The following is a 26,676-nucleotide window of genomic DNA, read 5'->3' on the forward strand; positions in this document are numbered from 1 at the left end:
TAGTAGATACAAAACAATTATATATCGCTTAGCAGATACAATCAACGACCTTTTCCTCGTGCTAAAATTGCACGTATAATGGATAAAGAATGTTCACGGGAAAGAAGGACTCAAAATGCCTATAATTGTAAAGTTAAAAGAAATCCTTGATCAGAGAAATATGTCTCAACGAGAGTTGGCAAGACTCACTGGTCTTAGACCGAATACAATCAGCCATCTCTGTTCCAGCCAAGTAGATAGGGTTCACCTTAGTACATTTGAAACGATCTGTAAGACATTAGATATTGAGTTGCATGAATTGCTGGTGTTGGAGGGGGAGTAATTTTCCACCTTAAAACTTAATCGCCTAAAATCCAACCTACCTACGGGACTAGATGTGTAATGCCCCTATTCCATGTCCATTCACTATATAGAGATGTAAAATACCCCCGAATGGCAGCAGGTTGTATCGATACGGTATCGTAGAGAGACACATTTTCTTTGTAAGGACTGCTCTATTTGCTTATTTTTCTTTATTAGTAAGCTCTGTCCATTCAAAATTTCTCCGAAGTTCTATAATTTTTATCGTTATCGTGTTAACAACAATACGGTGTGAGTGGATGTCTTCAGCCCTGAACTGAATCAACAATCTCCAATCTTTTTAAACCTTCCTTTTTTGGGATGGTTATTTTCTTTGCCAAACTCCTACGATTAGGAAGAGTGGATGTTGTATAAATTGCTCTTATTCCACTTTCTTGGAACAAGTTTTTGATCATAGTGAAACCTAGATAGTTCTCAATCTTTGATATTTCCTCCTTGTTTTCCAAAAGCCATTCATAATCAATGGTTTCCACATTTTCTGTGTATGGCAATCCCTCAAGTGTCCTTTTGATTATGTAGGTAAAAAAGGAATGAGTGACAAGATGAATGGCTCTCTTCTCTTTGGTATATTTCTTCATGTCATTGTCACTCGGTCTAATTTCTAATCGTAAAATTCCCTTGGATTGCTCAATGATCTCCTTCGGTTCCTTCACTCGTTTACATTGCTTGTATTTATCGTATAGCATGACTCTGCTGCTTTTGTTATAAAACTCTACCGTTTCATCATGATTATAATTTCGCGTATCTTTATATGGCATTTTTCCTTTGCTCAACTGACGAACATATTCCCCTGTTCGATTCCCAACATGGAAATTGCAGCATACATCTAAACGAGTAATTCTCCAATCTTCATGGGCAATATGGATACCGAATAATTGCTGTAATCGTTCTTGTACTCGTTGAAAGAAGATAGGAATATCTGATTCGTTGATTGCTTTGACATTATTTCCATAAAGCAGTTTAGGAATAGAAACTTGGATAGTTAAAGTGCCGCTTGCTTCCTGATATTTGATATATGGAATGATCTCGTCTTGCATTTGGAATGTGGTCATAACACCTGTTTTCTGATTACGGTATGTAAAAGATGCAAAGTTATATTGTCGTAATATGTCAGGTTGAATAAATACGGAACTTACTTTCATTTTGATGGAATCAAACAATTATATACTCTCCTTTTTACTATAAATTTTAATATATTGAATATAATTTGGCATGTTATAACAAAAGATAGCAACTCATACGTTTGTTCACCTCCTTCATCGATTTACAATAAATTTTTAGTTTTATCTTGTTTTCCCAGAGGAATTACATCCTCTAGGTGCGTTACTCGTACAATGCAGCAATCATGTCTGGATTTATGAAGTCTTTTAATCCCCACCACATATACTCTAGCTTGTTGCCATTCATTACTTTGCTTACGCCGAACCGTTCACATATCTCATGATACTGCTCTTTTCCGAGTTCACCATCACGTTCTAGCAGTTGTTTTCCCATCCAGATCATCCCGCTGCGTTGAATCGTTTTCACTCGTAGATTGTCCAAACCAAAGTATTCTTCTAATGCATGTAATCTCCCATAAATCAGATGAGGACTGACTTGTTCCATATGAACATTTCTTGTCTTGGCTGGCCTGATTACATAGCCTGTTTCAATTAATTCACTTGTTTCTTTGAGATGATCTCGTCTCATCTCCCCATTCCCTTTGAGATAATCCTTTTGCTTGATTGCGCCATTTATTAATTTCAGACACTGCTCGGATATTTGAATTTCTCTTGTTTCTTCTTTATCGTTAATCAATATCAATGTTCGTTTCTCATCATTGACTTGTTCACGTTTTAGATTGCGTAGTTCACTTACCTCTCTTCCACCCGCACCTTCAAATAACAGAGAGAGAATCACAGAATCCTGATCGTTATTACATTGGTCAATGATTGCATCGATTTCTTGCTTCGTAATAAATTGTTGGTGGGTGTTACCTACCATGTTCTTAAACCATTCTTTTGAAACGGACTCCAGTGGATTGGTGTCCTCTCTAAGCCCCTCTGCCCTTGCCCAATTCAAGTAAGCAGATATCGTTCTCCCAGCCGTATTAAGAGAGTCTCCTGTAGAAGCATGGAAGCCGTGCAGGGCAGTTTCAATCTCATCCAATGTAAAGTGGAGCAAATCCTTATCCTTTTCCACTTCGAACTTCATTGTCAAGTTGAAAACTCTTGAATAAGCTTTTTGGGTATTTTCTTTATATCCTTGAAGAAAGGTAGTTTTTATTTCGGGGTTAAACATGGTTACACACCTTTCTTGATGAAAAAGGATACTATAAATTTATAGTTTGATTTCCTTGAATTGATATTACTATAAATTTTCAACTTAACGCAAGAGTTTTTGCTTCTTTCAGGAATAAATTACAGAAACCCCAGACGAGTTGAATACTCATTTGGGGTTCTATGTTTACACCTAAAACATTCTATCTACTGCTTTTACGTAACAGGGACACCAATGGAACGCATTTACATTTGAATACGCTTCCTGAAATTCTTGTTCCCGTTGGAACCATGGTAAATCAGGTTGACGATTTAAAACATCACGTAAACAATACCAACCTTGTCTTAAGTCTTCTCCACCAGTTGACCTAAAATCACCATTTGAGCAGAAAGCACAAATGTTAAAGGATACGTCCATTTTGTCTTGAAGTGCTTGTAAAGCGATGGAGAAATCCTCAATAGCTTCCGCTTCAAAGGTTATCCCTCTGTAATTGCATACTAGTCTGTACTTTAATTGAGGTTCATCAGGGTCATATTGTCTAGTGACGGAAGTATATTCTTCCACCGTTAATATTTCTACAGAATTACCATTAGTAGATTGTACACTATTCAAGAACTTTAGCTGATATCCTTCTGGTAACTTCGTTATTAACTCAAGAAGACTCTGAACATATGTCGCTTCATCGCTTTCAAAATATAGAGATTTTCCTGCCAGAATCAGATGAACAGTTTCATTTTCTCTAAATCGAACATAAAGGATCGTATCCTGACTGTGCCCCTTTTCGTCAATTAGTTTAGTAGTGACACTCCTCTCGTTCATTCTCTCCCTCCCTTCTTTTACCTTCCCTTAATTGAGATAGACTTTAGTACACTAGTTAAATAATACGGATTTGATTCTGCATCAGGTCTTGAAGCAATCCACGCTTTGTGATGGGCAGGGTTTGTTGCAAAGATACTGACGTGCCCAGTGGCAGGATTGTCAATCACAGCCTTCAAAACGCCAGTTGCGTTTACAGCATCTATTGAAGTGAACGTATATTTGGTAGACCCTGGTGCTAAAAAGTATGATAATCCTGTTGTATCCACTGGTCTTGGGGTTAGATTGGTGTTTGTACCCGAACCGTCACGGAATATTAGGGTCTGTCCATTATAATTATAAGTTGTAGTGCTCGTCGAGGTGTCCTGCGTAGCAAGGTTCAATATCGTTGCCCCAACAGCAGCCCATCCTATTGCACCACCTGATACTGAACCAGAACCAGACCTTGGCATAGTTGCAGTAGTTCCTGCAAAAAAAACAGCGGTGTGTCTTAGTTCAAAGTCTTTTGCAATAGAAGCACCCAAATTACTCCAGTATGCTGTCCTTGCATTATCTGCTTGGGTCTCAGCAAATTGCTTACGTTGTGTGTTTCCTGCTTTATTTGCCTTCTCCCAGACATCCGTCCAAAGAGCAATCGTATCTCTAGTTGATCCTTTAATATATTCGTCTCCATCTTTCCAATGACCTGTAGGGTCTTTATATCTTAAAGGATTATTCTCCACATACGTATACAAGTTCAAACTCAACGGATTATCCACTTGCCCTTTATACGTATCCTCCGATATAAACCGCCCTATCTTCGGATCATAATACCTAGCCCGCAAATAATAGAATCCGCTCTCCTTGTCATATATTTCTCCTGCATACGTAAACGGGTTGGAAATCGTCTCCTTAACCTTATCCGCGATCAAGTTGCCCCAAATATCATAATCATACGTATTCAAGACATTGCCGTTCGAATCCTTGATCTTAACAACATCACCGTGGCTGTTGTAGTAGTAATTGCCTTCAAGATTCGATGCATAGTCTTTTCGCCAAATCAACTGGTTGCCAAACACATTCCGCGCCTTCACTCGACCATCTTGCGTGAGCTCTTCAATCACTTGCCCATTCAGGTAAACGTAATGGGTCGTGTCGGTCACACTACCAGTCTGTTGCTTCGTCGCCCGCAGTCCACCTGGATAATACGTGTACGTCGTTGTCCCTTTCTCGTCCTTATACTCCTGCAAACGATTAAACAAATCGTGCTTCATTTCATAGGAGCTTAAGATGTTACCAGGAGCATTGGCATACACTTGGCGGTTGCCGCGCTTATCATAGGCATACTGCTTAACGTTCCCTTCAACCGATTCTTCCTTGATCCGGGAAAGCTTGTCGTACACAAACAATCCATAATTCGTACCGGAGCGCTTTTGACTGGTGATATTGCCAAACAGATCGTAGCCATTTGTCTCGTTCCAGCCGTCTGCGTGATTCAAGGCTGTTTTTTCACCAAATGAGCTGATCGATTGCTGCATGGCTGTTGGTTGCCCCGGATACGATATAGCATTGGTTTCACCTGAGTTACTAATATCGTATGTATACGTTGTCGTTCCGACTCCGGGGATCGCCACCGAGTTCAATCTGTTCGCGTTATCATAGCTGTATTCGACTTTCATCGATGGGGCAGAACCAGATACCGCACTTCTTGCAGGGTATACAAGTGTATCTACCGAATCGTCATTGTCTGAATAAAGAAGCTGGTAGTCTTTGCCCATCATCGTCTGGCGATTCTTCCGATGGAACCCATCATAGCCATAGCTGATCGCGTTTCCTGTGTGATTATTTTCGCTCAAAAGCAGACCAGACTGTGGATCGTACACGCGCTCTTCATAGAATGCAGTACCAGAAGAAACTTTCGTCAGCTCATGGAAAGGCGAATAGTCGTAGTTGAATGTGACGCCGTTTTTGTCCTTGTAACTCTTCACAAGGCCGCTTTTATCGTAGGTGTACGTCTCTGCTTTTGTCTCTGGATTCTTCTCCGAGAGCTTCCATGCCAAACTATTGTAGGTATACTCTGCCGTAGTCGTCCCATTTTCCAGAACACTGGTGAGATTGCCTAGCGTATCGTAGCCATATACGTTTACGTTATTTTCCGGGTCCTGCAAATACACCAGGTTGTCGTTGTGATCGAAGCGCATACTCCACGCTTGGGAAGTCTCGCCGTCAGAGATTTCTTTAAGGGTTACTTTCCCGAATCGATCAGTCTGATAGTTTGTCACGCGATGGTGACTGCCACTTTGGGTCGTCTCCTCTGTGCTCTCCACTCTTCCATACAAGTCGCGGTAGGTGGTTACGATGAACCCATTTGGAGAGAGCGTTTGTTCCGTCAATCGTGGCAAATACTTCGATCCATCCGAGTAGGCATTGTTTCGATGGTGTTTGGTAGTTCCGAGTGCATTCGTCGTTTGATACAAAAAACCATCCCAGTCATACAGATACGAAGTGCTTTCCCCCTGCTTCCCAAAAGGAACCGTGCGGCTAACCTCTAACCCATCTGGCGTGAACTCGTTTTCTACCAATGGGCGTTTCGCACCTGTTGTGCCCACCTGCTCTTGATAGGCGGTATCTCCGTATGGGGTGTAGTAGGTGATGAGTCTTGATGAATCTGGTGCAATTTTCTCCACGATGCCCGGTCCATCTGCACTCGATCCAGAAGCTTCGCCGTCCCGATACACGTACGTAATGGTTCGTTTTGCACCTTGATTGTGAAAAGTCTCTGATAGAGGTCTTCCTAGCTCATCGTATTCATAAGTAGCCTTGCTTCCGTTCGGATAGGTCTGGCTTTTGATTTGACCTTTGTCATCGATTTCGTAGGAAAAATTCAATACATCCGATTTGCCGCTTTCCAGCTCGACACCAGCGAGTGCGATCTGCGTAGGCTGAATTCCGTATTGATCATAAGCGGTGAAGGTCTGCGTCCGTGTTTTTCCTCCGCCAAAGTTCTCCGTTATCGAATAAAGCTGTTTGTTTGTGTACTCGTAGGTTCGTTCAATCGATTGACTTTTGGGCGTATTGATTAAATTGGCAGGGAACGAGTTGATCTCCGTTTCCTTTCGGAGCATATATTGATCGTTGTACTCATAAGTGGTATTCGAATAATACGGATCACCGGATGCGGTCGTTGATTGTGTTCGGGCTGCCTTCAACACAGAGAAGGTACGGAATCCCCATGGATTTAGCGCTACCTCATCGTATGTCCATGTGCTCATAATCCCGTCTGGCGCAATCTGCTTGATCAGTTGTCCATAATGGTTGTATTCCAGGTACGTCTCTTGTGCGTAGTTGTTGATCTTGGCAGCATACTGTGCACGATTGGAAACATTCGGGTCTTTTAAGTAGGAATTGAAAACATCCAGATCGCTCACTGCCGATGTCGGTTCCAAGAAAACGTATTGATACGTCGGCTTTGTATTCCGACCGGAATAGGCATAGGTTGTGTACGTAGTTGGATTGTACTCGACCCGGTACTTCGCGCCTGATACATTTGTTCCGCCTTTGCTCACGCCTGTTATCTTTTCGCTTCGCAGCAATGGATTTCCGTCTTGATTGACCTTGTAAATGGAATTCTTCGTGTAACGGGAAACCTCAGATTCCGTGACTTGGATGGTATCCCCATGGCGTTCTGCAAAATTTTTCAATCTAGGCAATTGTTCCTTTGGTACCTTCCATATCTCGCGGAAATTGCCGTTATCTGCATAGGTCTTTTCCAGCTTATGCGTATTCGAACCGCTCGGCGTTTTCTGCGTATAGCTGTACGATACTTTATTAACCGGATGATAGGCTACATAGCTTAGTGCATACTTGTCTTGAAAAATCCGTACGAGACCGTCATTAAACGTAGTTTGACCTAGTTGATAGGGACGATAGTCGTAGTTGATTTTTAATCCTTGCAACGGATAGGAAACCTCTTGCATAAGCAAGTAATCGATTTCCTTACGCTTCTTTGTATCCGATTCCCAGTACTTTGCTGAATCTTGGAGGGTTTGATCAGTTGGGAGCTTATCCAGGGTGTATTCTTTGTTCAAATTGAAATAAGCAATGCCCTTCGTTTTCGGATCATGATAGGCATACCGCGCCACTGTATATGCGCTGCTTCCGCTCCCTGCTGTCGGCAGGACTTCTACTCGAACAAGCTGATGATAACCGCTCAATGCGAACTTTCGTTCAAAATGGTAGCGAATGTGCTTGAGCACCGTGGTCTCGGTCTTGTCTTTGTAGACGATCAAGTCTTGCGTGGTGTTGTTTTGCTTTCGTTTCAGCACCACATAACGTCCGACACTATCTTCAATGCTTACTGGCTCCCCATCACTACTCACGTTGTACTTGATCTTGTCCCCATAAATATTAGATTTGACGACCGTTCCCAAGGTGACATCAAACTCGTACTTCAAATTTCGGTAATGCAGCGTGTACTTCCGATTCACTTCGTCAATCGTGAAGAAGATGTCTTGATACGGATAATTCACAAACTTGTTGAACCGATATTCTAAAGATGTACCGTCTTCCAAGGTGATGTAATACCGATTACTCGATGGATCCTTATCTATTTTGGTAGAGTAAATTTGTTGACTTGAATCATAGGGGTCGTCCCTTACCGTTACGGCCTGCTCTCGACTGACGATATCCAATCTCGGCATATTAAAATCCCAGCCGGTTGCAAATTTGTCATTGTCATGAAGGGCTTCATTCTTGTCTAGATCATCATCCCAGCTTGGCACACTGATTTTACTGCTCAAGGAGTGGTATCTGCGTTTTATGTCCAAATCCAGTCCATGCTTGCCCGGCAAAAAGAGATCTTGCTCGACCAGGTTCGCAGCTCGATATACATCATCGACGGATTGCTCTGTTTTTGAACGAGCAAATCGAAACTCCTGATCCTTTTCGGTGTATTTTACCGGAGGAGGCGTAGTGGATTGGACCTCCATCTGTTCTTCCAGTTGCTTGATTTCATTGATTTTAGATAGAACAAGAGGGGTTAACCGCTGCAAGAGGTCTTTGCTTTCCTGACTCAGATTCCCGAATTGGGTGATAATCTGCTCAGAGGAAAGGCGTTTGACTTCTTCTTGTTCTTCTGCTGTTAGTAATTGCAGCAGCTCGGAATAGAAATAGGCTGCGAACTTTAACAATGCTCTGTCAAAACTGCGGTGAATGTCAATAACAGTGTCAGTCTCTAGCTGCGTCCATGTAAGCGAAGAAATATCCGTTTCCGTGAACTCGGTCGGATTTTTTGCTTCTCCTTTGTCATTGGTGATTGGCTCGCCCATGGACTGTTGAATCTCTTCGATTGCCGTGTCAGGAGTTGCTGCTTTCTCACCTGAGGTTATATGAGAGATGGACACGGGGGAGGATTCATTTGCGAACGTCGTTCCAAGCGGCAACATCGTCGTGCATAATGCAAGGCAAAGCACAACGATCATGAGTGATTTTATGGAAAAATGTTTCATAATGCCTCCGTTAGAGATATTCGTCCCCCCATGATGCGAAGGGGGGACTGCATGAACATGGATTAGGGTACAACCGTAATCGTTATCGTTTTAAACTGTCCGTCGTAAGACACCCTGGCCTCTGTTGTTCCAGGATTCATTCCATACACAACGCCTTTCACGATAAATCCAATCCTAGAATCTACCACTGAGTAAAGGCCTTGTGTTGTTACATCCAGCGTACTGCCGTCTTCCTTTGTTGCTGTGACCTTAATTGGTCGCGTGCTGCCAGCTCGTACCTCCACCTTTTCCTGATCCACATGTAATACGGTTCCTTTTGGTGGAAGCGTCACTGCATGCTTGACACTTTTTAAAATGTTTCCATTATCATCATGAATGAACGTTACGGATTCTACACCATTTTCTTTAATCGCCTTAATCCGATTGTTTTGATCGTAAACGTACTCATAAAGAGTCCCACCAGGGAGGGGAGCAAAAACGGTAAAGGAAACACTCACCGGATAACTCTCGGTATTGGTCAATTTGATCGTGTAGCTGCCCATCCCCAGCTCATAATTGATTTCTGAAGGAGTTGGCGTCTCTTTAGGTGTTACAGCATTTCCATTGGACAGGACCGTGACAACCGGATATTTATTTGTCTGATTTTTTAATTGTGTCATCATACGATACTTGCCAGGAATAGTCGTATTCATGGCCATCTCTACCGTTTGACCAGGCTGCAGCGTAATTTCCTTTGGCTGGTTGAAGGTAAAGGCCTCTCCCCCCGGCTTTGCCAGAAGTGTAGCGTAAACCGAATCCTTTGCGACAATTTTTACATAATAGGTTTTTCCTGCAACAAACACGGGGTTGACTCTTCCATTCGCTCCCGCCGCAATCTCCTCATGTGCCTGCAAGCTTGCCGCTTTATAGACGGAGAGAGTTGCATTGGCTGGTGAACCCGAATCGTTGTTTAACGTGAATGAATACGTTCCATTTGTTCCAGCAACGATTTTCATGTATTTCGCCTCATTTGCAGGGAAATACATCCGCACTGGGCTATTCTCAACCATTCCATTAAAATTGCCTTCTGCTGGTTTCGTTTCAACCGTAATCGAACTGCTGTAGCTGCTAATCCCGGCTGAAGTATACGCCCAAAGTCTAATGGTATACACACGCGCTGGCTGAAGGCCCGTGATCGTATGGTTGGTAACATCGCCCACTTTTTTGATACCGCCGCCGTCGACTTGGATTCCGTAGTCAATGGCACCTACAGACGGACTCCAATAGATTTTGAGTGAATTCGTTTCGGCCTCTGCGTTCACGATACTTGGAGCATCCGGCTTGTCTTCTACCGTTAAGCTTCCGTAGTAATAGACTACGGTCGGCTCTGTCACTTTGATATTTTCGTACGTGCCTGATCCGATTTCCCGCCCCGTCCAATTCAGCTCCCACTGACCGGAGGTTCCTGTTGTTGTGAATTTTTTGGCAGAATGAGAGGAGGACACTTGGGCTTCAATCATTTCTCCGGAGGTAAGCTTCGTGTATGTTCCATCCAATGTAAAGGTGTCATCAAGGTCCATGACTCTCTTGGCAACCGGCGTGTAGATCACGATTTTTGGAAGTGCCTCTTCCAGTCGAATGGAATAGTTAACTGCTGGTGTCCAAGCTCCCCGGTTATCCTGCGCCTGCACTGTCCAGTAAATGGTCTGGTGCAGCATATCTTTTGTAAGCGGGAAGGAATACCTGCTAACAACTTGTCTGTTTTGAGAAGCCTCCGGTATCAGCTCCTCTTTTTCAACAAGCTCATTTCCACCTGGCGTGAAGCCCACTCGTAATTTTGTCGAAACGATTTTGTCCGTGACATCATTTTCATTGAGCGTATATTTGATGATTCCTGTAAGCCCTCTGTCCAAGGTGACAAACTCCGTGCTTTGTACGACAGGTGCTTGATTGGCAGCCAGAACACTGAAATTCAACTTCGCAGTGCCGCCATAAACATAAGCAGGCGTCTTCGGCATAATCGAGCGAATTCGTGCTTCCACTCGGGCATTTTTCTCGATAACACTTGTATCAAACACGTAGGAACGTGCTGTGCCTGTCAATTTTTCGCGGATTGTTGAGGTGACATGCCCACCTTCGCTTATATAAATGAGTAATTCTTGCGATTCGATTTTACTGGAGTGCCCACCGTAGCTTGCGTATTCCCAAGTCAGTGAAACCTTTTCTCCTTTTAAAATTTCGGTTCCATCTTTGGGAGATTTCCAATCTGCGACAACCACAATGTCTTCCTTTTCAGCTTGTGCTCTCATGTCCAAGGTGAAGTCTACTTTTTCACTGAGTGATCTTCCCGACTTTTGGTCGACTGCCCAGACACGAAGAGAGTACAAAACATCCGGTTTCAAGTGATGAGTGGGCAGGTTGAATAAAAATGGCTGGTGCTTTTCCGAAGCTGTAAATCTCGTCAACTCTTGTGGATCTTCGTCATCCAACTGGTACCATATGTTTACCTGATCTCCCACATTCGGGTCCATGGCAAAACCTGAGATCACGACAACATCTTTGCCATCAACCGTGGAGACTGCTGCTCCTACAACAGGAGAGGTCAAATAGATTTGGGGAGACGCATTATCGTTAACGGCGTTGCTCACGTAGGTAATTTCAGGTGTCCATTTCAGCAAATCACCGATGCTGCTTTCTTTTTGATCCACTTGAAACAAGAGCACATCTCCTTGCTCTACCTCAAGTTCTTCTTGGAGTTCTACACCAATTTCATCGTTGAATTCGATAGCTTGCCAGCCAGTGGACGGCCAAATTTGTTCATCGTTTTTCAGCAATCGGACGTTTACCCCATCGCCCTCATCGACTTGAATTTTGGAAATCCAACCGCTGACCTGGATTTTTCCTGATCGTGGCGCTTCCCATTTGATAACAGGGTTTGAGCTGCCGACTCTTATCCAGGTATTCCCGATGGCCGTATCGTGATTACTCTCCCATTCTTCTGTTTGCTTGTTCCATGTCAAATCAGCATGGCGATCCCCTGACACCTCTTGATAGGACCAATTGTCCTTGCCCTGCTGATCTGAAAATTGCAGCCAATAGGTGTATTTGTCATGAATCGGCTTCACAATCGTGATCGCCTTTTCCATGCTGGTCTGTTTCCCGTCTTTTTCCGTAACCACTAGAGTCAGCTGATGTCGTCCCAAGTCCAGATCATTCACTTCCAAAAGATACGAAAAGCCTGGTTTTACAGGGGGTGCCTCTGGGTACATTCGCAAAATATCCGGTCGCTCCAGTCCATATTTCGCCTCACCCAACGCAACGCCATCTATCAGCACTTCGATTTTCTCCACTTCACCGGAGGTTATGAACCAGCCTGTTACGTTATAGCTTCCGCTAATCTGTTCATTCTCTCCTGGAGCATCAATCGCACCTGTCGTCGTCAAAGCGCCGCCCTTTACATGAACAGGCACTTGCTTGACAATGCCAGCAAAAGTGACGGACAAAACGGTATTCCCTGGAGCTAGGCCCGTTATCACGCCAGTTGCGTCTATTTTCGCAATGGCTGGGTCTTGAATCACGTAGGTGACTGTCCCTGTTACGTCCTTCGTGCTCTTGTCCCGATAAGATGCAACAACAGTAAGAGAAGCGGTCTTTTCTTTCTCAAGTTCAATTGTGGAGAGATTAGTTGTAATCCCTGTTACAGGGCCAACTGTTACTTCTTTATCAAAGACGAGACTTTCTACTCCCTTTTTGTTGGTTACTCGTACGGTTATTTTGTGCTCGCCTTCATTGAAGCGCATGGTATCGAGCTGATATTGAAATCCTGCATTTGCATTTTCATAACGCGGATACAGCGCAAAAATGTCTGGGCGTGGCCCGCCATATACTGCCGTTCCTTGTAGCTGCCCATCCATCCAAACTTCAATCTTGGCTACACCGTCCGGATCAAGGAGCCAACCCTGAATCGTTGTGGTTCCTCCAATTTCTGCTTTGTCTATCGGAATGTCGATCTGCCCTTTTGCAACCAGTGGGCCAGATTCTGTTTCCGTCACAACCACTGGAATGGTTAGGGTCTGACCTCCATAGCTGACGACAATCTTGGTCATTCCTACTTCAAGTCCTGTGACGATCCCCAGTGGACTCACGTGGATCACATTGGCATTTTCGTACGTATATACAGCTTGAGCAGTCACATCTTTTGGACTTTGATCAGCGGTAGTTACGGTAATCTGCAGCTTCTGCATCGACGATTTTGCTAAGCTGATCCCCGATTCCGTATGCTTCAAACTATTTGCCGGAGCCACTTCACCAACCACGAAGCTTTTCTCTGGCAATGGGTACTGGTTTCCTTCGCTATCCGTCACCACGACAGAAACCCTATGTTGGCCGCCGGATTGCAACTCGGACAAGTCCACCGTATAGCTGAATCCAGCATGCGTATTCTTATAGTCTGGATGCAGCAGGGCAATGTCAGGTCGTGCTATGCCCGAATTGGCTTGTCCGACTTCTTTTCCATCAAGGAAGACCTGATAACGAGAGGGCGTAGAAGTATGCAAAAACCAGCCGGCTATCGTATAGGTTCCATTGATAATCGCGTCATTTGCTGGCGTTTCTATTTCGCCGATTGCCTTTAATACTTCTGCTGCTGTAATGACGACTGGTATCTTGATACTCTGATTTCCATATTTGATCGTAAGGCTCGTATTGCCCTGCGCCAGAGCCGTAACCACGCCGTCTGGACTCACTTTTGCAACAGATGGATCTTCTACGGTATAAAGGGCTAGCTTGGTCACATCCTGCTTGCTCTGATCCTCCAGCTCTGCTTTGACAGAGAGCGGATGTGTCTTTCCTTGAGAAAGCTGCAGCTCGGCGATATCTGCGTGCAATCCGATTGCCGGGAGCAATTCGACCACCTGAACGGTTCTTGACCCCAGTATCGTTTGATTGCCATCTTTGGCTGTTCCGCGAACAGAAATGGTATGCTTCCCTTTCTGGAAAAGACCTGTGTCGAGGTCGTAATGAAATCCAACGTTGCTACCCGGTAAAGAACTATCCGTTATCTCGATTTCGGGACGCGGAACTCCATACGTGGCTTCCCCGGTTACAACGCCATCCACCAACACCTCAATGCTCGAGACGCCGCTTGATGCGATAAACCAGCCTGTTACAGGGTAGACTCCGCTAATCGTCGCGTTGTCGAGAGGACTGTCCAATCCCCCTTGGGACACTCCAACTGCTGCTTTAACCGAGATCGGTATCGTCAGCGCTTGTCCCTGGTAGTCGACAATAACCGTGGTTTGCCCGATCCGAAGACCAGTGATAATTCCGTGATCGGAAATGCTGGCAACTGTAGAATCCTCAATGTTGTACTTCGCTTCTCTTGTTACATCTCTGATTTGGTCATTTTGCAAAACAGCCGAAATAATAAGTTGCTGTGTATTCCCTTGAGATAGCTCGACCTTGCTTACATTTGCAGCTATACTCTTGGCTGGTTGCGTACGCTCGATGGACACGGAGCGCTCCGCCAAGACTTGCTCTTTGCCTTCCTGATTCACAGCCATCACCGTAATGGTATGCTGCCCTTCCGTTATTTGGGTCGTATCCAAAACATACTGAAAACCAGAAGAAGCATTTTGATAGGCTGGATACGCCTGGGCAATATCAGGTCGCGGTTGCCCGTAAAGAGCTTCCCCGACGATTTTCCCATCTACATGGATTTCTATCTTTGATACACCTGCTGGATCCAGATACCAGCCTTTCATGAGAGAGGCTCCCGTCATCGTGGCATGATCGGCTGGACTCTCTACTTCCCAGCGCGGTATGAGCGCGATTTTTTCCTGGATTGTGACAGGGATCGTGATGGTTTGTCCTTCATAGCGAATCGTCACAATCGCTGTTCCTACTCCTGTTCCTTTTACAAAACCAGTCGAGGTTACCGTTGCGATGCTTTCATCCGAAGACGTGTATTCAGCTAGCGTCGTGACATCTTTCAACGTTTTATCTTCGAGAATGGTAGAGACAACGAACTGATGCGTATTCTCCAAGGTGAGCTCCAGCTTGGTAACATCAGCATGAAGTCCTTCGACCGATTGCTTATTGCCAATATAGAACGTATTTCCTTCGATTGCTGTCTGCTCTCCATTCTTGTTCTGAATGGCAAGCGTAATCGTATGCAATCCTACGCTCATTTCTCTTGTATCGAGGTTAAAATGAAAACCTGCGTTTCCATTTTGATACGCTGGATACTTGGCCTCAATATCGGGTCTGGAGTCACCGTAGGTTGCCTCTCCAACCTTTATGCCATCAATCATGATACTGATTTGGGAGACGCCTGCTGGATCTAGGTACCATCCCTTCATCCCATATGTACCGACAATTAATTCACCATTTTCTGGATTATCAAGACCGCCACGTGGGGTCAAAGGTACCTTTTCGCTAACCACTACTGGGATTTCAATTGTCTTGTCTTCGAACTTTACGACCAATCGCGTCTCACCTATGCCAGTCGCAGTCACCAGTCCTGTTGGCTTTACTGTTGCGATTTTTTCATCGTTACTGGCATAACTCGCTTCCTCGGTAATGTCCTTGGTCGTGTCATCTGTCAGCTTCGCCTTGATCTTCAATGGATAGCTTTGCCCTACGGAAATAGCCAGCTCGCCAGGAGAAGATTCAATCGACTGAATCCCGAGAGACTCTGTGCCTCCGATCTCCAAGGCTTTTCCCAGGTTCACCAGCCCTTTGCCATAAAAACGCGGCTCCCCTAGAGGTGTTGCACTCTCGACCAAAATATCCCGGACTTCATCGTTGGTTGCCTTCCCCTGCTTCGACCAAATGACTGCTGCGGCACCTGCCACGTGAGGAGCAGCTAAAGAAGTACCCGAGCGCACTTCGTATCCTTTGTGAAGGGAAGTGCTTAAAATGTCCACGCCCGGAGCCATCAGGTCCAACCCCGTCCCTACACTGGAGGTATCAGCACGCTGGTTATCCCGATCAACGGAGCCTACCGACAACGTTTCCGGATATTGTGCCGGGAATAATTGGGTTTCCTCACCGAGGCCTCGATTTCCCGCTGCTGCAATGACCAGAATCCCCTGCTCATTTGCCCTTTTTATCTGGTCGTGCAACGCTTGACTGTCCACGGACCCGCCTGCACTGATCGAGATAATATCCATGTCATTCTGAATTGCCCATTCTATTCCCTGAATCATACTCGAATACTTTCCATGACCTTTTTCATCGAGAACTTTTATTGAATAGATTTCCGCTTCGGGTGCGACTCCTACAATTCCAAGCTGATTGTCTTTGCCCGCGATCACCCCAGCCACAGCGGTACCATGACCATGGGCATCATCATAATCCGCTTCACCTTCTACATAGGAAATGCCGCCTCTCACATTCAAATCTTCATGACGAGAGATTCCGGTATCTAAAATTCCTATCTTCACATTTTTACCTAAGTAATTTTTGCTGTGCGCTTGAGGCGCACCTATATGCTCGACTCCCCATGGGATCTCCTGTTTTTCTGTCAGGTCGATCTCAGCCAACTCTGTGTCACTATCTTCCTCCACGTACGCTACATTTCGATCTTGAGATAATTCCTCCTTTTCACTTTCCGTTAAGGTAGCCACCATAATTTTGGAATTGAGTTGTTGCACAGATGTTCCCTGGATGGCGCTTCTTTTTGTTCGTTTACTGTCCTTGAAACCAATCAAGTATGTTTTGCTTTTTTCCGTTGCGTGCGCCTGCTCAGGAACCGTTTGCAAAAACAGTAAAGAGAGCAGGATAAATACGTTACAAATACTAATGGAACGGATGAATTTACTGTTCATCTCTAAGACTCCCTCCCCCATACCGGTTCAAAACCGAAAGAAAATAAGTACAGGTAAAAATATTGAAATATTCCTTAAACACACAATTCGAATTATAATGAATTCCTTATATTGGATCAATAGGAAATAAAGACAAAAAAAGACGTTCTTAGACAAGAACGCCTTTCACCTTTCCTTATTTAAACCCTCATCTGCCCCGCGATCGTCAAATGCGCCTGACCTGCTACACGAATAACAGGCTCCTCTCCAGATCGATCAACCGTTACATACAGCTTTCCTGGCCGACCAATCGCATGTCCTTGCCCTATGACAAGCTGTGTCACTTTTCCAGCAGGCAACCTTTCTTCTAATGCCAGATAGCCAGCCAGTGCCCCGTTTGCGGCACCTGTTACGGGATCTTCCGCAATCCCGATCGCAGGAGCAAAATCCCTCGTATATAAGTCATAGCCTTCAGGAGCATCCCACGTAAACAAATGGGTGGTTGTGAGGCCGTGTTCCCTGTTCATTTCTGCGAGCGTTGAGAGCAAAGGCTGTGCTGCATCGATTGCCTGACGAGTGCGGACTGGAACGAGCAGATGCATATTGCCAGTGGAAGCGAGCTTCATCGGATAGCGATCATCCAGATCGGCCAATGTTATGCCAACCAGCCTCGCTACCTCTTCACTGTCTAAATCAATCTCCTTCACAGAAGGCTTTATTTGGGTCATTTCCACTCGCTGTAACTCGCCATCCTCCATCACCAATTGAACAGGAATCAAACCGACGTTTGTCTCAAACACAATACGACTACTCTTTTCCAACCATCCGCGCTCTGTTGCCAATAGCCAAGCAGAACCCACTGTCGCATGGCCGCAGAAATCGATCTCAACCGAAGGCGAAAAGTAGCGAATACGAAAATCTGCTTCTGGATGGTCGGATGGCATCAAAAAGGCAGACTCAGGAAGATTCAACTCATTGGCAATTTTCTGCATTTGTTGTAAAGTCAAAGTACCTGCTTCCGGGATGACTCCTGCGGGATTGCCTGCAAATGGCTCTCTCGTAAAGGCGTCCACATGGTATACGCTCACATGATTCATCGTTATTTCTCTCCTTTTGTTAAACGAATGCTTCTCTTGCTTTTCATCTTAAAGTGCTGCAACCTCGCTGTAAAATGAAGCTTTCGCATGCTAACCATGATAAAAACTTCATGAAAGGAGGAGCGCCATGACTTTGTTTCAAATGGAAGTCCTTGTGGCTGTCACCAACACTGGCAACTTCACGCGAGCAGGAGAACAAATCGGTTTGAGCCAGTCCGGTGTCAGTCATACCATCGGCGCACTGGAGAAAGAGCTCGGCATTTCCTTGTTCACCCGCAATCGCAGCGGTGTTAAGCTGACCGCAGCTGGCGAAAAAATCGTCGCCTCTGCCCGGACCATATTGGAAAACGTCTCACTGATTAAACAGGTGGCTGCCGAATCAGGCGGGCTATTGGAGGCAACGCTCCGGATTGCTTCTTTTCCCAGCGTAACCGCTCAGCTCCTGCCAAAATTGCTAAAGACGATAGAAAGTCACTACCCGCATATGCAAACAAAGCTATATGAAGGAAGCTATCAAGAAATAAAAGAATGGATTCGCTCGGGGGTTGTCGATGTCGGTTTTCATGTGTGGCCCGATGACGAGCTGGAAGGAATCCTGCTGACGACAGACGCCCTGCTTGCTGTCGTGCCAGCCAATCATCCTCTGGCAAAGGAGCGCTCTCTCACTCTGGAGCAATTAGCCCGCGAATCGTTTCTCATGCCCATGGCGGGATGTCACTTATTGATTGGCGCGGAGTTTGCCAAGGCTGGGCTTACGCCGAATGTTTCCTATGAAATCGCCGACAATACAACGATACTAGCGATGGTAGAAAGCGGTGTTGGGGTGACAGTCGTTCCTTCACTGACTCTACCAGCACAACTGCCCGATGTCGCTGTCATCGAAATCACGCCGCCTCTCTCTCGGCAAATCGGCTTGGCTGTACGCTCGCTTCGTGAAGCCCCACCTGCCGTTCAAGCTTTTTTGCGGGAAGCGGAGCGCATTGCACCCACACTATAAAAAGGACGTGCTTCTTCGTTGAAAAAATGGCTCATTCTCCTACTTGCTCTCTCCGTGATCAGCAGTGTGATTTTAGGAATTACTATTCAAGCTGGTACGTTGGTGCCATTGATTAATCAGAGCTTCTTAATCGGTCTTTTCCTGTTGATCGCAGGGAGTATTGCTGTCGTGACACGCTCTGGATTTTTCACTATTTTTCTGCGTGGATTCAAGCAGCTGAAAGGGATGTTTTTCCGCAAACCACGCATGATGGACAGTGATATCGTTCAAGCTAACGACCCTGCTTTCGAGGAAAAAAAAGAGTCGTTCGTACGAATCGGAACCTCGCTTTTTCTCACGTCGGGCACTGGGCTGATTGTCTTCTCGATCGTTCTTACCTGTTTCTACTATCTATAATCACAAAGAAAGGGCTGTCCCACCGATCGGGAGCAGCCCTTCTTCCTCTCTTACGACTCTATCAAATGACAAGCCACCCAATGCCCGGGTTGCGCCTCCTGCCACCTCGGCACTTCTTCCGCACAACGAGGCTGTGCGAGTGGGCAGCGTGTGCGAAAACCGCAGCCACTCGGCTTGTTGGCTGGACTCGGCAAATCTCCCTGCAAAACGATACGCTCTCGCTTCACCGTCGGGTCAGGCACTGGCACAGAAGAGAGCAAAGCCTGCGTATAGGGGTGCAACGGACGCGCGTACAGCTCATAGCTCGATGCCAGCTCGACCATTTTGCCCAAATACATGACGCCAATCCGGTTGGAAATATGCTTGACCATGGACAGATCATGCGCGATGAACAAATAGGTCAATCCGCGATCATGCTGCAAATCCTCCAATAAATTGACGACTTGCGCTTGAATTGAGACGTCGAGTGCAGAGATCGGCTCGTCGGCAATGATAAATTCCGGCTCTACTGCCAACGCCCGCGCGATCCCGATCCGTTGGCGCTGTCCCCCACTGAATTCATGCGGAAAACGCTGCGCATGATCCTTATGCAAGCCAACTAAATGAAGCAGTTCCGCTACCCGCTCTCGTCTCATCCCGCGATTCAAATGATGGATGTCCAAGCCCTCTGCGATGATATCCTCCACGGTCATACGCGGGTTCAGACTTGCTTGCGGGTCCTGGAAAATCATCTGGGCATCCCGATTAAACTGCCCCGCTTCTTTTCCCCGAAGCTGATGAACATTCTTCCCTTTGAACAGGACTTCTCCATCTGTATGTTCATACAGGCGAATAATGGTCCGGCCTAGCGTAGACTTCCCGCAGCCACTTTCGCCGACGAGACCGAACGTCTCCCCTTTGTTGATCGTAAATGAAACACCATCGACTGCTTTCAAATCAAACCCAGTACCAAGCGAAAAATACTTCTTCAAATCGCGAACATCAAGCAACGCTTCTGTCATACTCCCTGCCTCCCTGCTGCCACCAGCTCCTCTATTCGCGGTGCCCGTGGATCGTGGAGCCAGCAAGTAGCCTGGTGCCCTCGACCGAATTCGCTCGTCACGGGCATCTGCTGTTCGCATATCTCCATCGCAAAATCACAGCGAGCAGCAAACGGACAGCCGACTGGCGGATGGAACAAATCTGGAGGGCTGCCTTCGATGGGAATGAGCCGTTGCTTTTCGCCTTCATCCAGACGAGGGAGGGAGCGCATCAGTCCCCATGTATACGGGTGACGAGGATTTGCAAAAACGTCCTCAACCGTGCCTGTTTCAACTACCATCCCCGCATACATGACAACCATGCGATGAGCGATCTCGGCTACGACTCCCAAATCATGCGTAATAATCACAACAGATAACTCCTGCTCCTCTTGCAGTCGCTTGAGCAAATCCAAAATCTGAGCCTGAATCGTCACATCCAGCGCTGTCGTGGGCTCATCAGCAATCACCAGCTTGGGTTGGCAAGCAAGAGCAATCGCAATGACCACACGCTGACGCATCCCCCCGCTGAATTGGTGCGGGTACTGATCGATTCGCTTTTCCGGATCGGGTATTCCTACGAGTGAAAGCATCTCGATCGCTCGCTTTCGCGCTTCCTCTCTCGAAACTTGGTGACTGCGAACGAACCCCTCTACGATTTGTGTCCCTACCTTCATCGTCGGATTGAGCGCTGTCATCGGGTCTTGAAACACCATGCCGATCTGGGTTCCGCGAATACCCTGCAGCTCTTTTTTGGACAGGTGACTGATTTCGGCTCCTTCAAAAACAACCTTTCCCCCGACGATTTTTCCGGGTGGATTAGGGATTAATCCCATAATCGCTTGCGCCGTAACGCTCTTGCCACATCCACTCTCCCCTACGATGGCAACTGTCTCCCCTTTATCCACGTAAAAGGACACGCCCCGCACGGCTTGCACCTCGCCACCGTACGTTTTGAAATTCACCCGCAAGTTATCGATTGTCAGCAAATGCTGATTCATCCTCATTCCTCCTGTCGTCTCTAATCGCGTAGACGCGGATCAAGTGCATCCTGCAAACCGTCGCCGAATACGTTGAAGGCGAACATTGTCAGCGAGATCATCAATGCTGGGAAAAACAGTCGCCACCAATCGCCAGTCAAAATAACGCCCAAGCCATCGTTTGTCATCGTCCCCCAACTGGCAACGGGAGCTTGTACACCGAGTCCAAGAAAGCTGAGAAAAGATTCCGCAAAAATCGCCGATGGAATCGTAAAGGTCAAATTGACGATAATGACGCCAAATGTGTTGGGAATCAAATGCTTTAGCAAAATTCGTGAAAACTTCGCTCCCAGTACTTGTGCAGCCAGAATGAACTCTTGATTTTTCAATTGCAGGATTTGTCCGCGCACCAACCGCGCCATGCCAACCCAACCCGTAGCAGACAGGGCAATGATAATCGTCAGCATTCCCGGCTCCATTACGACCATGAGCAAAATGACGACCAGCAAATACGGCAGCCCATACAAAATCTCGATAATGCGCATGATGATCGTATCGATGCGATCCCCTCGTTTGCCTCGTCCTGCCATATAGCCTGCAATTCCCCCGACTGTCACTCCGATGACCAGGTCGATGAGTGCCGCGACAATGCCAATCGTCAAAGAAATCCTCGCCCCATACCACGTACGGGCAAACATGTCACGTCCCAGCTCATCCGTACCGAACCAATGCTCTGCGGAGATTTCCTGATTTTTAGTCAGCAAGCTCTGGTCGGAATAACTATACGGCACGAGATTCGGTCCAATGATCGCCATGCCAACTAAAGCGAGAATAATGAACAATCCGAGCATAGCCAGCTTGTTTTTCAGCAGCTTCCGAATGACCTGCTGCCCATTGCTGAGACTGGGTCTTGCAATGACATTCACCTGTATATTTTTCGCCAACGGGCGAAACAACGGGTCCACTTTGTGCTCCATCGCCACAGTTTATCTCTCCTTGTTGGTCAGCTTGATCCGCGGGTCAATCAGGGTGTATGCAATATCAATCAGGAAAATGGTAAAAATCAGAATCGCACTGTAAAAAATCGTCGTACCCAAAATGACCGGATAGTCACGGTTGAAAATTCCGTCTACGAAGTACTTGCCAATGCCGGGAATTGCAAAGATTTTCTCCACGACAAAGGTTCCCGTTATCAAACTGGCAATCAAAGGTCCGAGAAAGGTGACAACAGGCAGAATCGCATTGCGAATACCGTGCCTGACGACGATGATAAACATGGGAATCCCTTTCGCTTCCGCAGTACGAATGTAGTTCTGGTTCATGACTTCAATCATGCTGGCGCGCATGTAGCGGGTAATGACCGCCACGGGACCAAAAGCGAGCGCCAGCGACGGCAGTATCGTATGCATCCAGGTGCCCCATGTCGCAACAGGAAAGAGCGGCAGCTTGATCGCGAAAAAATTGATCAAAAGCGGTGCCATAATAAAGCTCGGAATGGCTACCCCCAATACGGCAAGAGCCATGGCAATGTAGTCCAGCCATTTGTTGCGATTGAGCGCTGCGATGATGCCCAATGTTATTCCGAAAAGGAGTGCGATCCCGATCGCTTGCGCACCCAACCAAGCAGATGCAGCAAAGCCATCGGAAATCATGTCATTGACTCCACGAGAGTCTGATTTGATCGATGGGCCCAAGTCGAGCATTAACAGATTTTTCAGATATAAAATATATTGAACAGGCAACGGCTCGTCCAGGTTGTATTTGGCACGTAAATTATTGAGAATTTGCTCTGGCAGCTGATCCGACTCGGAGGCAAACGGGTTCCCCGGAATGGCATGCATCAAGGCAAACGTCAGCGTCACGATAATCCATAGGGTGACGAACATCATCAAAATGCGTTTTACCAGATAGTTTGACATGGAAGTCCTCCTCGTTTACTTAGCCAGCTCGTAAATGGCATGCGCATAAATCGCCATGGCACGCAGCAGGTCGTCAATCTCGGCATATTCATCAGTCAGATGGGCCATGGATTCCTTGCCTGGAAAGAGTGGGCCGAAAGCAACACCATACGGCATGATTTTGGCGTAAGTTGCTCCTCCTGAAGAAAGAAGGGTCGCTGGCTCTCCCGTGTGCTCCTCATACACCCGCGACAAGGTTTGGATCACAGGATGATCTTTGGGTACAAAATGCGATTTGGATGTCCGCAAAGCGGAAATCGTCCAGCCCAACTCTGCAATCCTTTTCTTCAATTTCTCAACGTATTCCTCACAGGAAACTGTCGCCGGATAGCGTATATTGAGCCGAACTGTTCCCCCTTCACTGGAATCGTAATGCAAAATCCCTGCGTTGACCGTCAGCTTGCCTGACACTTCATCCTCACAAGCCATATGTAGATGGTGAGCAAAATAATCTTCATGCAGGACATCAGCCAACATCGAAAGGAAGGACAAGCAGGAGCCACCAAACTGGTACGAGCGCAAAAAAGTAGCCAACAAGGTTCCCGCATTCACGCCTTGGAATGGTGCCATCCCATGAGCCGGCTTTCCTGCGAGCGCGAATTGCAATTGTCCCAGCCCTACCAGTTCCATACGACCAGTTGTGTGGTTTTCATTCAGAAACATTTCCCACTCTTCCGCCAATCGAGAAAGGACGACCTCCTGCCTCGCCTGAGAGTCCAGTCGCACAAGAGCAACCGCTTTTTCAGGAACACTGTTTCCTTGGTCACCGGAGACAAATGAAGCTAGTTGCCACACACCATTTCGTTCGACTGCTTCCATCGCTGGAATCGTCAATGTCGGGTTGATCTGTCCCTTCTCGGCATGTGTCATCGGGAAGGACGAATCAGGTGAAAAGCCAATCGGCGGGATGCGATCATGCTGGGCAAAATGCTTCATGCACAGCCATCCGCTCTCTTCATCCGTTCCGATGATCATTCGCACGCGTTTTGTCAGTGGTAAGCTGGAATCCTTGACCAGCTTCAGTGCATAGTACGCAGCCATCGCTGGGCCTTTGTCGTCAATCGCTCCACGTGCATAAATGCGTCCGTCGCGAATGCTTGGTTCAAAAGGCGGGGTCGTCCACCCGTCTCCTACAGTGACGACGTCGATATGAACGAGCACGCCGACCTCCTCTTCCCCGTCTCCGAACTCGATTGTCCCTGCGTAACCATCCAGGTTTTTGGTCTGGAAGCCATCCTGCTCACCGTGTGCGAGCATGGCTTCAAGCGCCTCGGCAACACCTTCACCAAATGGCCTTCCTTCTTTTGCCGTCGTCATATCTTCGATGCTGTTAATGGAAAGAAAGGTTTTCAAATCATCTAGGTACTGCTCTCTTTGCAAAAGCGCTTGCTGCCTCCAGTAATCGCTCATATGCGTTCCCCTGCTTTCATCCGATGTAGATAGGCAAGAAACGACTCACCTTTCGAGGAAATCTGACTTCCTTGTCTTCCTTTTCCCACTTGAATCAGCTCATCCTGCTGCAAAAGCTTCAGGCGATAGCGCAGCTGCTGCAAAGTAACCGAGTGGCCTCTTTCTTGCAACTGCCCAAGTAGCGTATAGCGTCCACCGCTTCCTTGCCCCAGCTCCTGCAAAATAGCCGTGATTTCATCCAGAAATCCTCGTTTTATATATGCAGTGACGATGCTTTCACATTCGTTGTGTAGACCGTCTACAGGCAACGGCGCTTCCGGTATTTCCCGCAGAAACGGCAAATGATACGGATACGCTTCATCTTCTACGACGTGTGCTAAATACTCGATCACATTTTCGAGCTCGCGAATATTTCCAGGCCAGTCGTACTCATGCAGTGCCCGCATTGCTTCATTGGTCAACATAAATGGCGGGCGGCGCAAATCATAGGAATATTTTTTAATAAATTGATGAGTCAACCACGGGATGTCCTCCCGTCTGTTCCGCAGCGGCGGCAGATGAATCGGCAGGATATTCAGGCGATAATACAAATCAGCACGGAAGGCTCCTTCCCCAATCATCCGCTGCAAGTCTTGATTCGTTGCTGCGATGACGCGAATATCTGTCGGAATGATCTTGCTGCCGCCTACGCGCATAATCTGACGTTCTTGCAATACACGCAGCAGTCGGTTTTGAATAGCGGTGCTGGCATCTCCGATCTCATCGAGAAAAATGGTCCCTTTGTGGGCCAATTCAAACCAGCCGATATGTCCGCCTTTACGCGCTCCGGTAAAAGCCCCTTCTTCATAACCGAACAGCTCGCTTTCCAAAAGAGATTCCGATATGGCAGCGAAGTTGACCCCAACAAATGGCTCTCTTCGGCGTGGCGAAGCGTTGTGAATAGCCTGGGCGAGCAATTCCTTCCCTGTCCCTGTCTCTCCCAACAACAGCACGGTGGAGTTGCTTCTGGCGATTTTGCGGGCAATCTGAATGACTTTTTGTACAGGGGCACTCTCCCCATAAAAATCATCAAATTGGTATTTGGCGACCAATCCTTTGCTGTAAAGGCGCATGCGGTAATCATGCTCCAGCTTTTCAATTTCTGCCGCCTGACGAAACAAAAGCAGACTCCCGAGAAAGCTTCCTTCCATGACGATGTGCATTTTGCGGAAAAAGTAGGTTTTGTTCGCCCAATCTACCAAAACATCCTTGTTCTCTTCACACTGCCGGATCAACTGGTAAAAATTCGCAGGCAGGCAATTGGACGCCCGCTCACCGACGACTTCATTCCCTTCCATCTGCAACGTATCGATTGCTTTCTGATTGACAAAACGGATGTTTTCTTTTTCATCCATGGCAATCACCGCGTCCTCGATCCGATTGACGATGGCCTCCAAATATTTGCTCAACAGATGCGCATGCTGAATCTCGTTGTTCAGCTCTTTGGTGATATCGACCAACGATTGCATGGCGCGTGCAGTCACCTTTTGAAAATTGCCGTTTTTAAAATGAGAGTAGATGGAAAGCCACGTAGATAAATCAATGATCCGATACCCGATATCGACAACCTTGCGAATATGCGAGGGGACATGCTCTGCCTCTCCTGGCGTTACTGCAATCTCGATGTCAGGTGGATAGTCAGCCCCTGGATAATAGGGATACAGTTCAAAATCCATCCCAGAGGCACGCAGCAATTCCACATTTTCTTCAGCAGTCTCCTTGGTGTCACTGACGAGAAGCACTTTCACGCCTTTCGGGATTTCCAGCATGCCGCGCAAATTATGATACGGCAGCATTCGCTTGGCAATGATGATGCTGGATTCTTTCGGCACATACGGTTGTACAAGGGGGACGATGCTTTTGGTGGATACAATGACGAGAGCCCCAGGTGTGATCGGGCGTAACGGTAGCTGGTCGACTCGCATCGCCTCGACATGGATGTCATCGCCGATTCCCAATTCATGATATTGACTAACGACAGACTGTAGAAACTCATCCATTCTCGCAATAAATATGATCGATTTTTTGTCCATATCAGCCGCTCCAAGATGTAAAGTGAAGACAAGAACGTT

General features: G+C 46.6%; 15 protein-coding genes. 3 read left to right on the forward strand and 12 right to left on the reverse strand.

Going from position 1 to position 26,676, the window contains the following annotated elements:
• The first annotated feature begins 115 nt into the window (after positions 1-115).
• Positions 116-322, forward strand: a complete 207-nt coding sequence (locus tag C7R91_RS19285) for a helix-turn-helix domain-containing protein (protein WP_047071214.1) — start codon at positions 116-118, stop codon at positions 320-322.
• A gap of 283 nt (positions 323-605) precedes the next feature.
• Here C7R91_RS19285 and C7R91_RS19290 read toward each other — a convergent pair whose 3' ends face one another.
• From C7R91_RS19290 to C7R91_RS19315, 6 genes are all read right to left on the reverse strand, one after another.
• On the reverse strand, positions 606-1,520 hold the full coding sequence (locus tag C7R91_RS19290) for a phage/plasmid replication domain-containing protein (RefSeq protein WP_047071212.1): 915 nt from the start codon (positions 1,518-1,520) through the stop codon (positions 606-608).
• Positions 1,521-1,683: 163 nt separating this feature from the next.
• Positions 1,684-2,640, reverse strand: a complete 957-nt coding sequence (locus tag C7R91_RS19295; protein WP_047071210.1) for a phage lytic cycle repressor MrpR family protein — start codon at positions 2,638-2,640, stop codon at positions 1,684-1,686.
• 171 nt (positions 2,641-2,811) lie between these two features.
• A complete protein-coding gene (locus C7R91_RS19300) occupies positions 2,812-3,438 on the reverse strand; it encodes a hypothetical protein (RefSeq protein ID WP_047071209.1) in 627 nt (208 codons plus the stop codon).
• 17 nt (positions 3,439-3,455) lie between these two features.
• Positions 3,456-8,921, reverse strand: a complete 5,466-nt coding sequence (locus tag C7R91_RS19305; protein WP_236697901.1) for an RHS repeat domain-containing protein — start codon at positions 8,919-8,921, stop codon at positions 3,456-3,458.
• A gap of 62 nt (positions 8,922-8,983) precedes the next feature.
• A complete protein-coding gene (locus C7R91_RS19310; RefSeq protein WP_047071207.1) occupies positions 8,984-16,729 on the reverse strand; it encodes a S8 family serine peptidase in 7,746 nt (2,581 codons plus the stop codon).
• A gap of 179 nt (positions 16,730-16,908) precedes the next feature.
• Complete coding sequence (locus tag C7R91_RS19315) at positions 16,909-17,805, reverse strand: PhzF family phenazine biosynthesis protein (protein ID WP_047071205.1); 897 nt, start codon at positions 17,803-17,805, stop codon at positions 16,909-16,911.
• A gap of 127 nt (positions 17,806-17,932) precedes the next feature.
• On the opposite strand from C7R91_RS19315, the gene C7R91_RS19320 reads away from it, so the two are divergent.
• Positions 17,933-18,802 carry a LysR family transcriptional regulator gene (locus C7R91_RS19320; RefSeq protein ID WP_047071204.1) on the forward strand — a complete coding sequence of 290 codons (870 nt, stop codon included), beginning with the start codon at positions 17,933-17,935 and terminating at the stop codon, positions 18,800-18,802.
• 18 nt (positions 18,803-18,820) lie between these two features.
• The gene (locus C7R91_RS19325) at positions 18,821-19,198 is read left to right on the forward strand and encodes a DUF3899 domain-containing protein (protein ID WP_047071201.1); all 378 of its coding nucleotides are present in this window, start codon (positions 18,821-18,823) and stop codon (positions 19,196-19,198) included.
• Between the two features lie 50 nt (positions 19,199-19,248).
• Here C7R91_RS19325 and C7R91_RS19330 read toward each other — a convergent pair whose 3' ends face one another.
• The 6 genes from C7R91_RS19330 to C7R91_RS19355 are packed head-to-tail and all read right to left on the reverse strand — an operon-like array spanning position 19,249 to position 26,637.
• Complete coding sequence (locus C7R91_RS19330) at positions 19,249-20,199, reverse strand: ABC transporter ATP-binding protein (RefSeq protein ID WP_047071199.1); 951 nt, start codon at positions 20,197-20,199, stop codon at positions 19,249-19,251.
• Complete coding sequence (locus C7R91_RS19335; RefSeq protein ID WP_047071197.1) at positions 20,196-21,218, reverse strand: ABC transporter ATP-binding protein; 1,023 nt, start codon at positions 21,216-21,218, stop codon at positions 20,196-20,198. Before C7R91_RS19335 ends, C7R91_RS19330 begins: the two co-directional genes overlap by 4 nt.
• Positions 21,219-21,238: 20 nt before the next feature.
• The gene (locus C7R91_RS19340) at positions 21,239-22,174 is read right to left on the reverse strand and encodes an ABC transporter permease (protein ID WP_236697910.1); all 936 of its coding nucleotides are present in this window, start codon (positions 22,172-22,174) and stop codon (positions 21,239-21,241) included.
• Positions 22,175-22,183: 9 nt separating this feature from the next.
• Complete coding sequence (locus tag C7R91_RS19345; protein ID WP_047071193.1) at positions 22,184-23,116, reverse strand: ABC transporter permease; 933 nt, start codon at positions 23,114-23,116, stop codon at positions 22,184-22,186.
• A 15-nt stretch (positions 23,117-23,131) separates the two neighbouring features.
• Positions 23,132-24,565: a dipeptidase PepV gene (gene pepV / locus C7R91_RS19350; protein WP_047071191.1), complete on the reverse strand. Its 1,434-nt coding sequence runs from the start codon at positions 24,563-24,565 to the stop codon at positions 23,132-23,134.
• The gene (locus C7R91_RS19355; protein WP_047071189.1) at positions 24,562-26,637 is read right to left on the reverse strand and encodes a sigma-54 interaction domain-containing protein; all 2,076 of its coding nucleotides are present in this window, start codon (positions 26,635-26,637) and stop codon (positions 24,562-24,564) included. Before C7R91_RS19355 ends, pepV begins: the two co-directional genes overlap by 4 nt.
• Between the last annotated feature and the right edge of the window lie 39 nt (positions 26,638-26,676).

Source organism: Brevibacillus formosus (assembly GCF_003013405.1).
GTDB lineage: Bacteria > Bacillota > Bacilli > Brevibacillales > Brevibacillaceae > Brevibacillus > Brevibacillus formosus.

Bases quoted from the DNA above. Each gene is read 5' to 3' on its own strand.
- C7R91_RS19330 (WP_047071199.1), bottom strand. From the start codon at position 20,199: ATGACAGAAGCGTTGCTTGATGTTCGCGATTTGAAGAAGTATTTTTCG.
- C7R91_RS19340 (WP_236697910.1), bottom strand. From the start codon at position 22,174: ATGGAGCACAAAGTGGACCCGTTGTTTCGCCCGTTGGCGAAAAATATA.
- C7R91_RS19295 (WP_047071210.1), bottom strand. From the start codon at position 2,640: ATGTTTAACCCCGAAATAAAAACTACCTTTCTTCAAGGATATAAAGAA.
- C7R91_RS19320 (WP_047071204.1), top strand. From the start codon at position 17,933: ATGACTTTGTTTCAAATGGAAGTCCTTGTGGCTGTCACCAACACTGGC.
- C7R91_RS19355 (WP_047071189.1), bottom strand. From the start codon at position 26,637: ATGGACAAAAAATCGATCATATTTATTGCGAGAATGGATGAGTTTCTA.
- C7R91_RS19315 (WP_047071205.1), bottom strand. From the start codon at position 17,805: ATGAATCATGTGAGCGTATACCATGTGGACGCCTTTACGAGAGAGCCA.
- C7R91_RS19335 (WP_047071197.1), bottom strand. From the start codon at position 21,218: ATGAATCAGCATTTGCTGACAATCGATAACTTGCGGGTGAATTTCAAA.
- C7R91_RS19345 (WP_047071193.1), bottom strand. From the start codon at position 23,116: ATGTCAAACTATCTGGTAAAACGCATTTTGATGATGTTCGTCACCCTA.
- C7R91_RS19285 (WP_047071214.1), top strand. From the start codon at position 116: ATGCCTATAATTGTAAAGTTAAAAGAAATCCTTGATCAGAGAAATATG.
- C7R91_RS19305 (WP_236697901.1), bottom strand. From the start codon at position 8,921: ATGAAACATTTTTCCATAAAATCACTCATGATCGTTGTGCTTTGCCTT.
- C7R91_RS19300 (WP_047071209.1), bottom strand. From the start codon at position 3,438: ATGAACGAGAGGAGTGTCACTACTAAACTAATTGACGAAAAGGGGCAC.
- pepV (WP_047071191.1), bottom strand. From the start codon at position 24,565: ATGAGCGATTACTGGAGGCAGCAAGCGCTTTTGCAAAGAGAGCAGTAC.
- C7R91_RS19310 (WP_047071207.1), bottom strand. From the start codon at position 16,729: ATGAACAGTAAATTCATCCGTTCCATTAGTATTTGTAACGTATTTATC.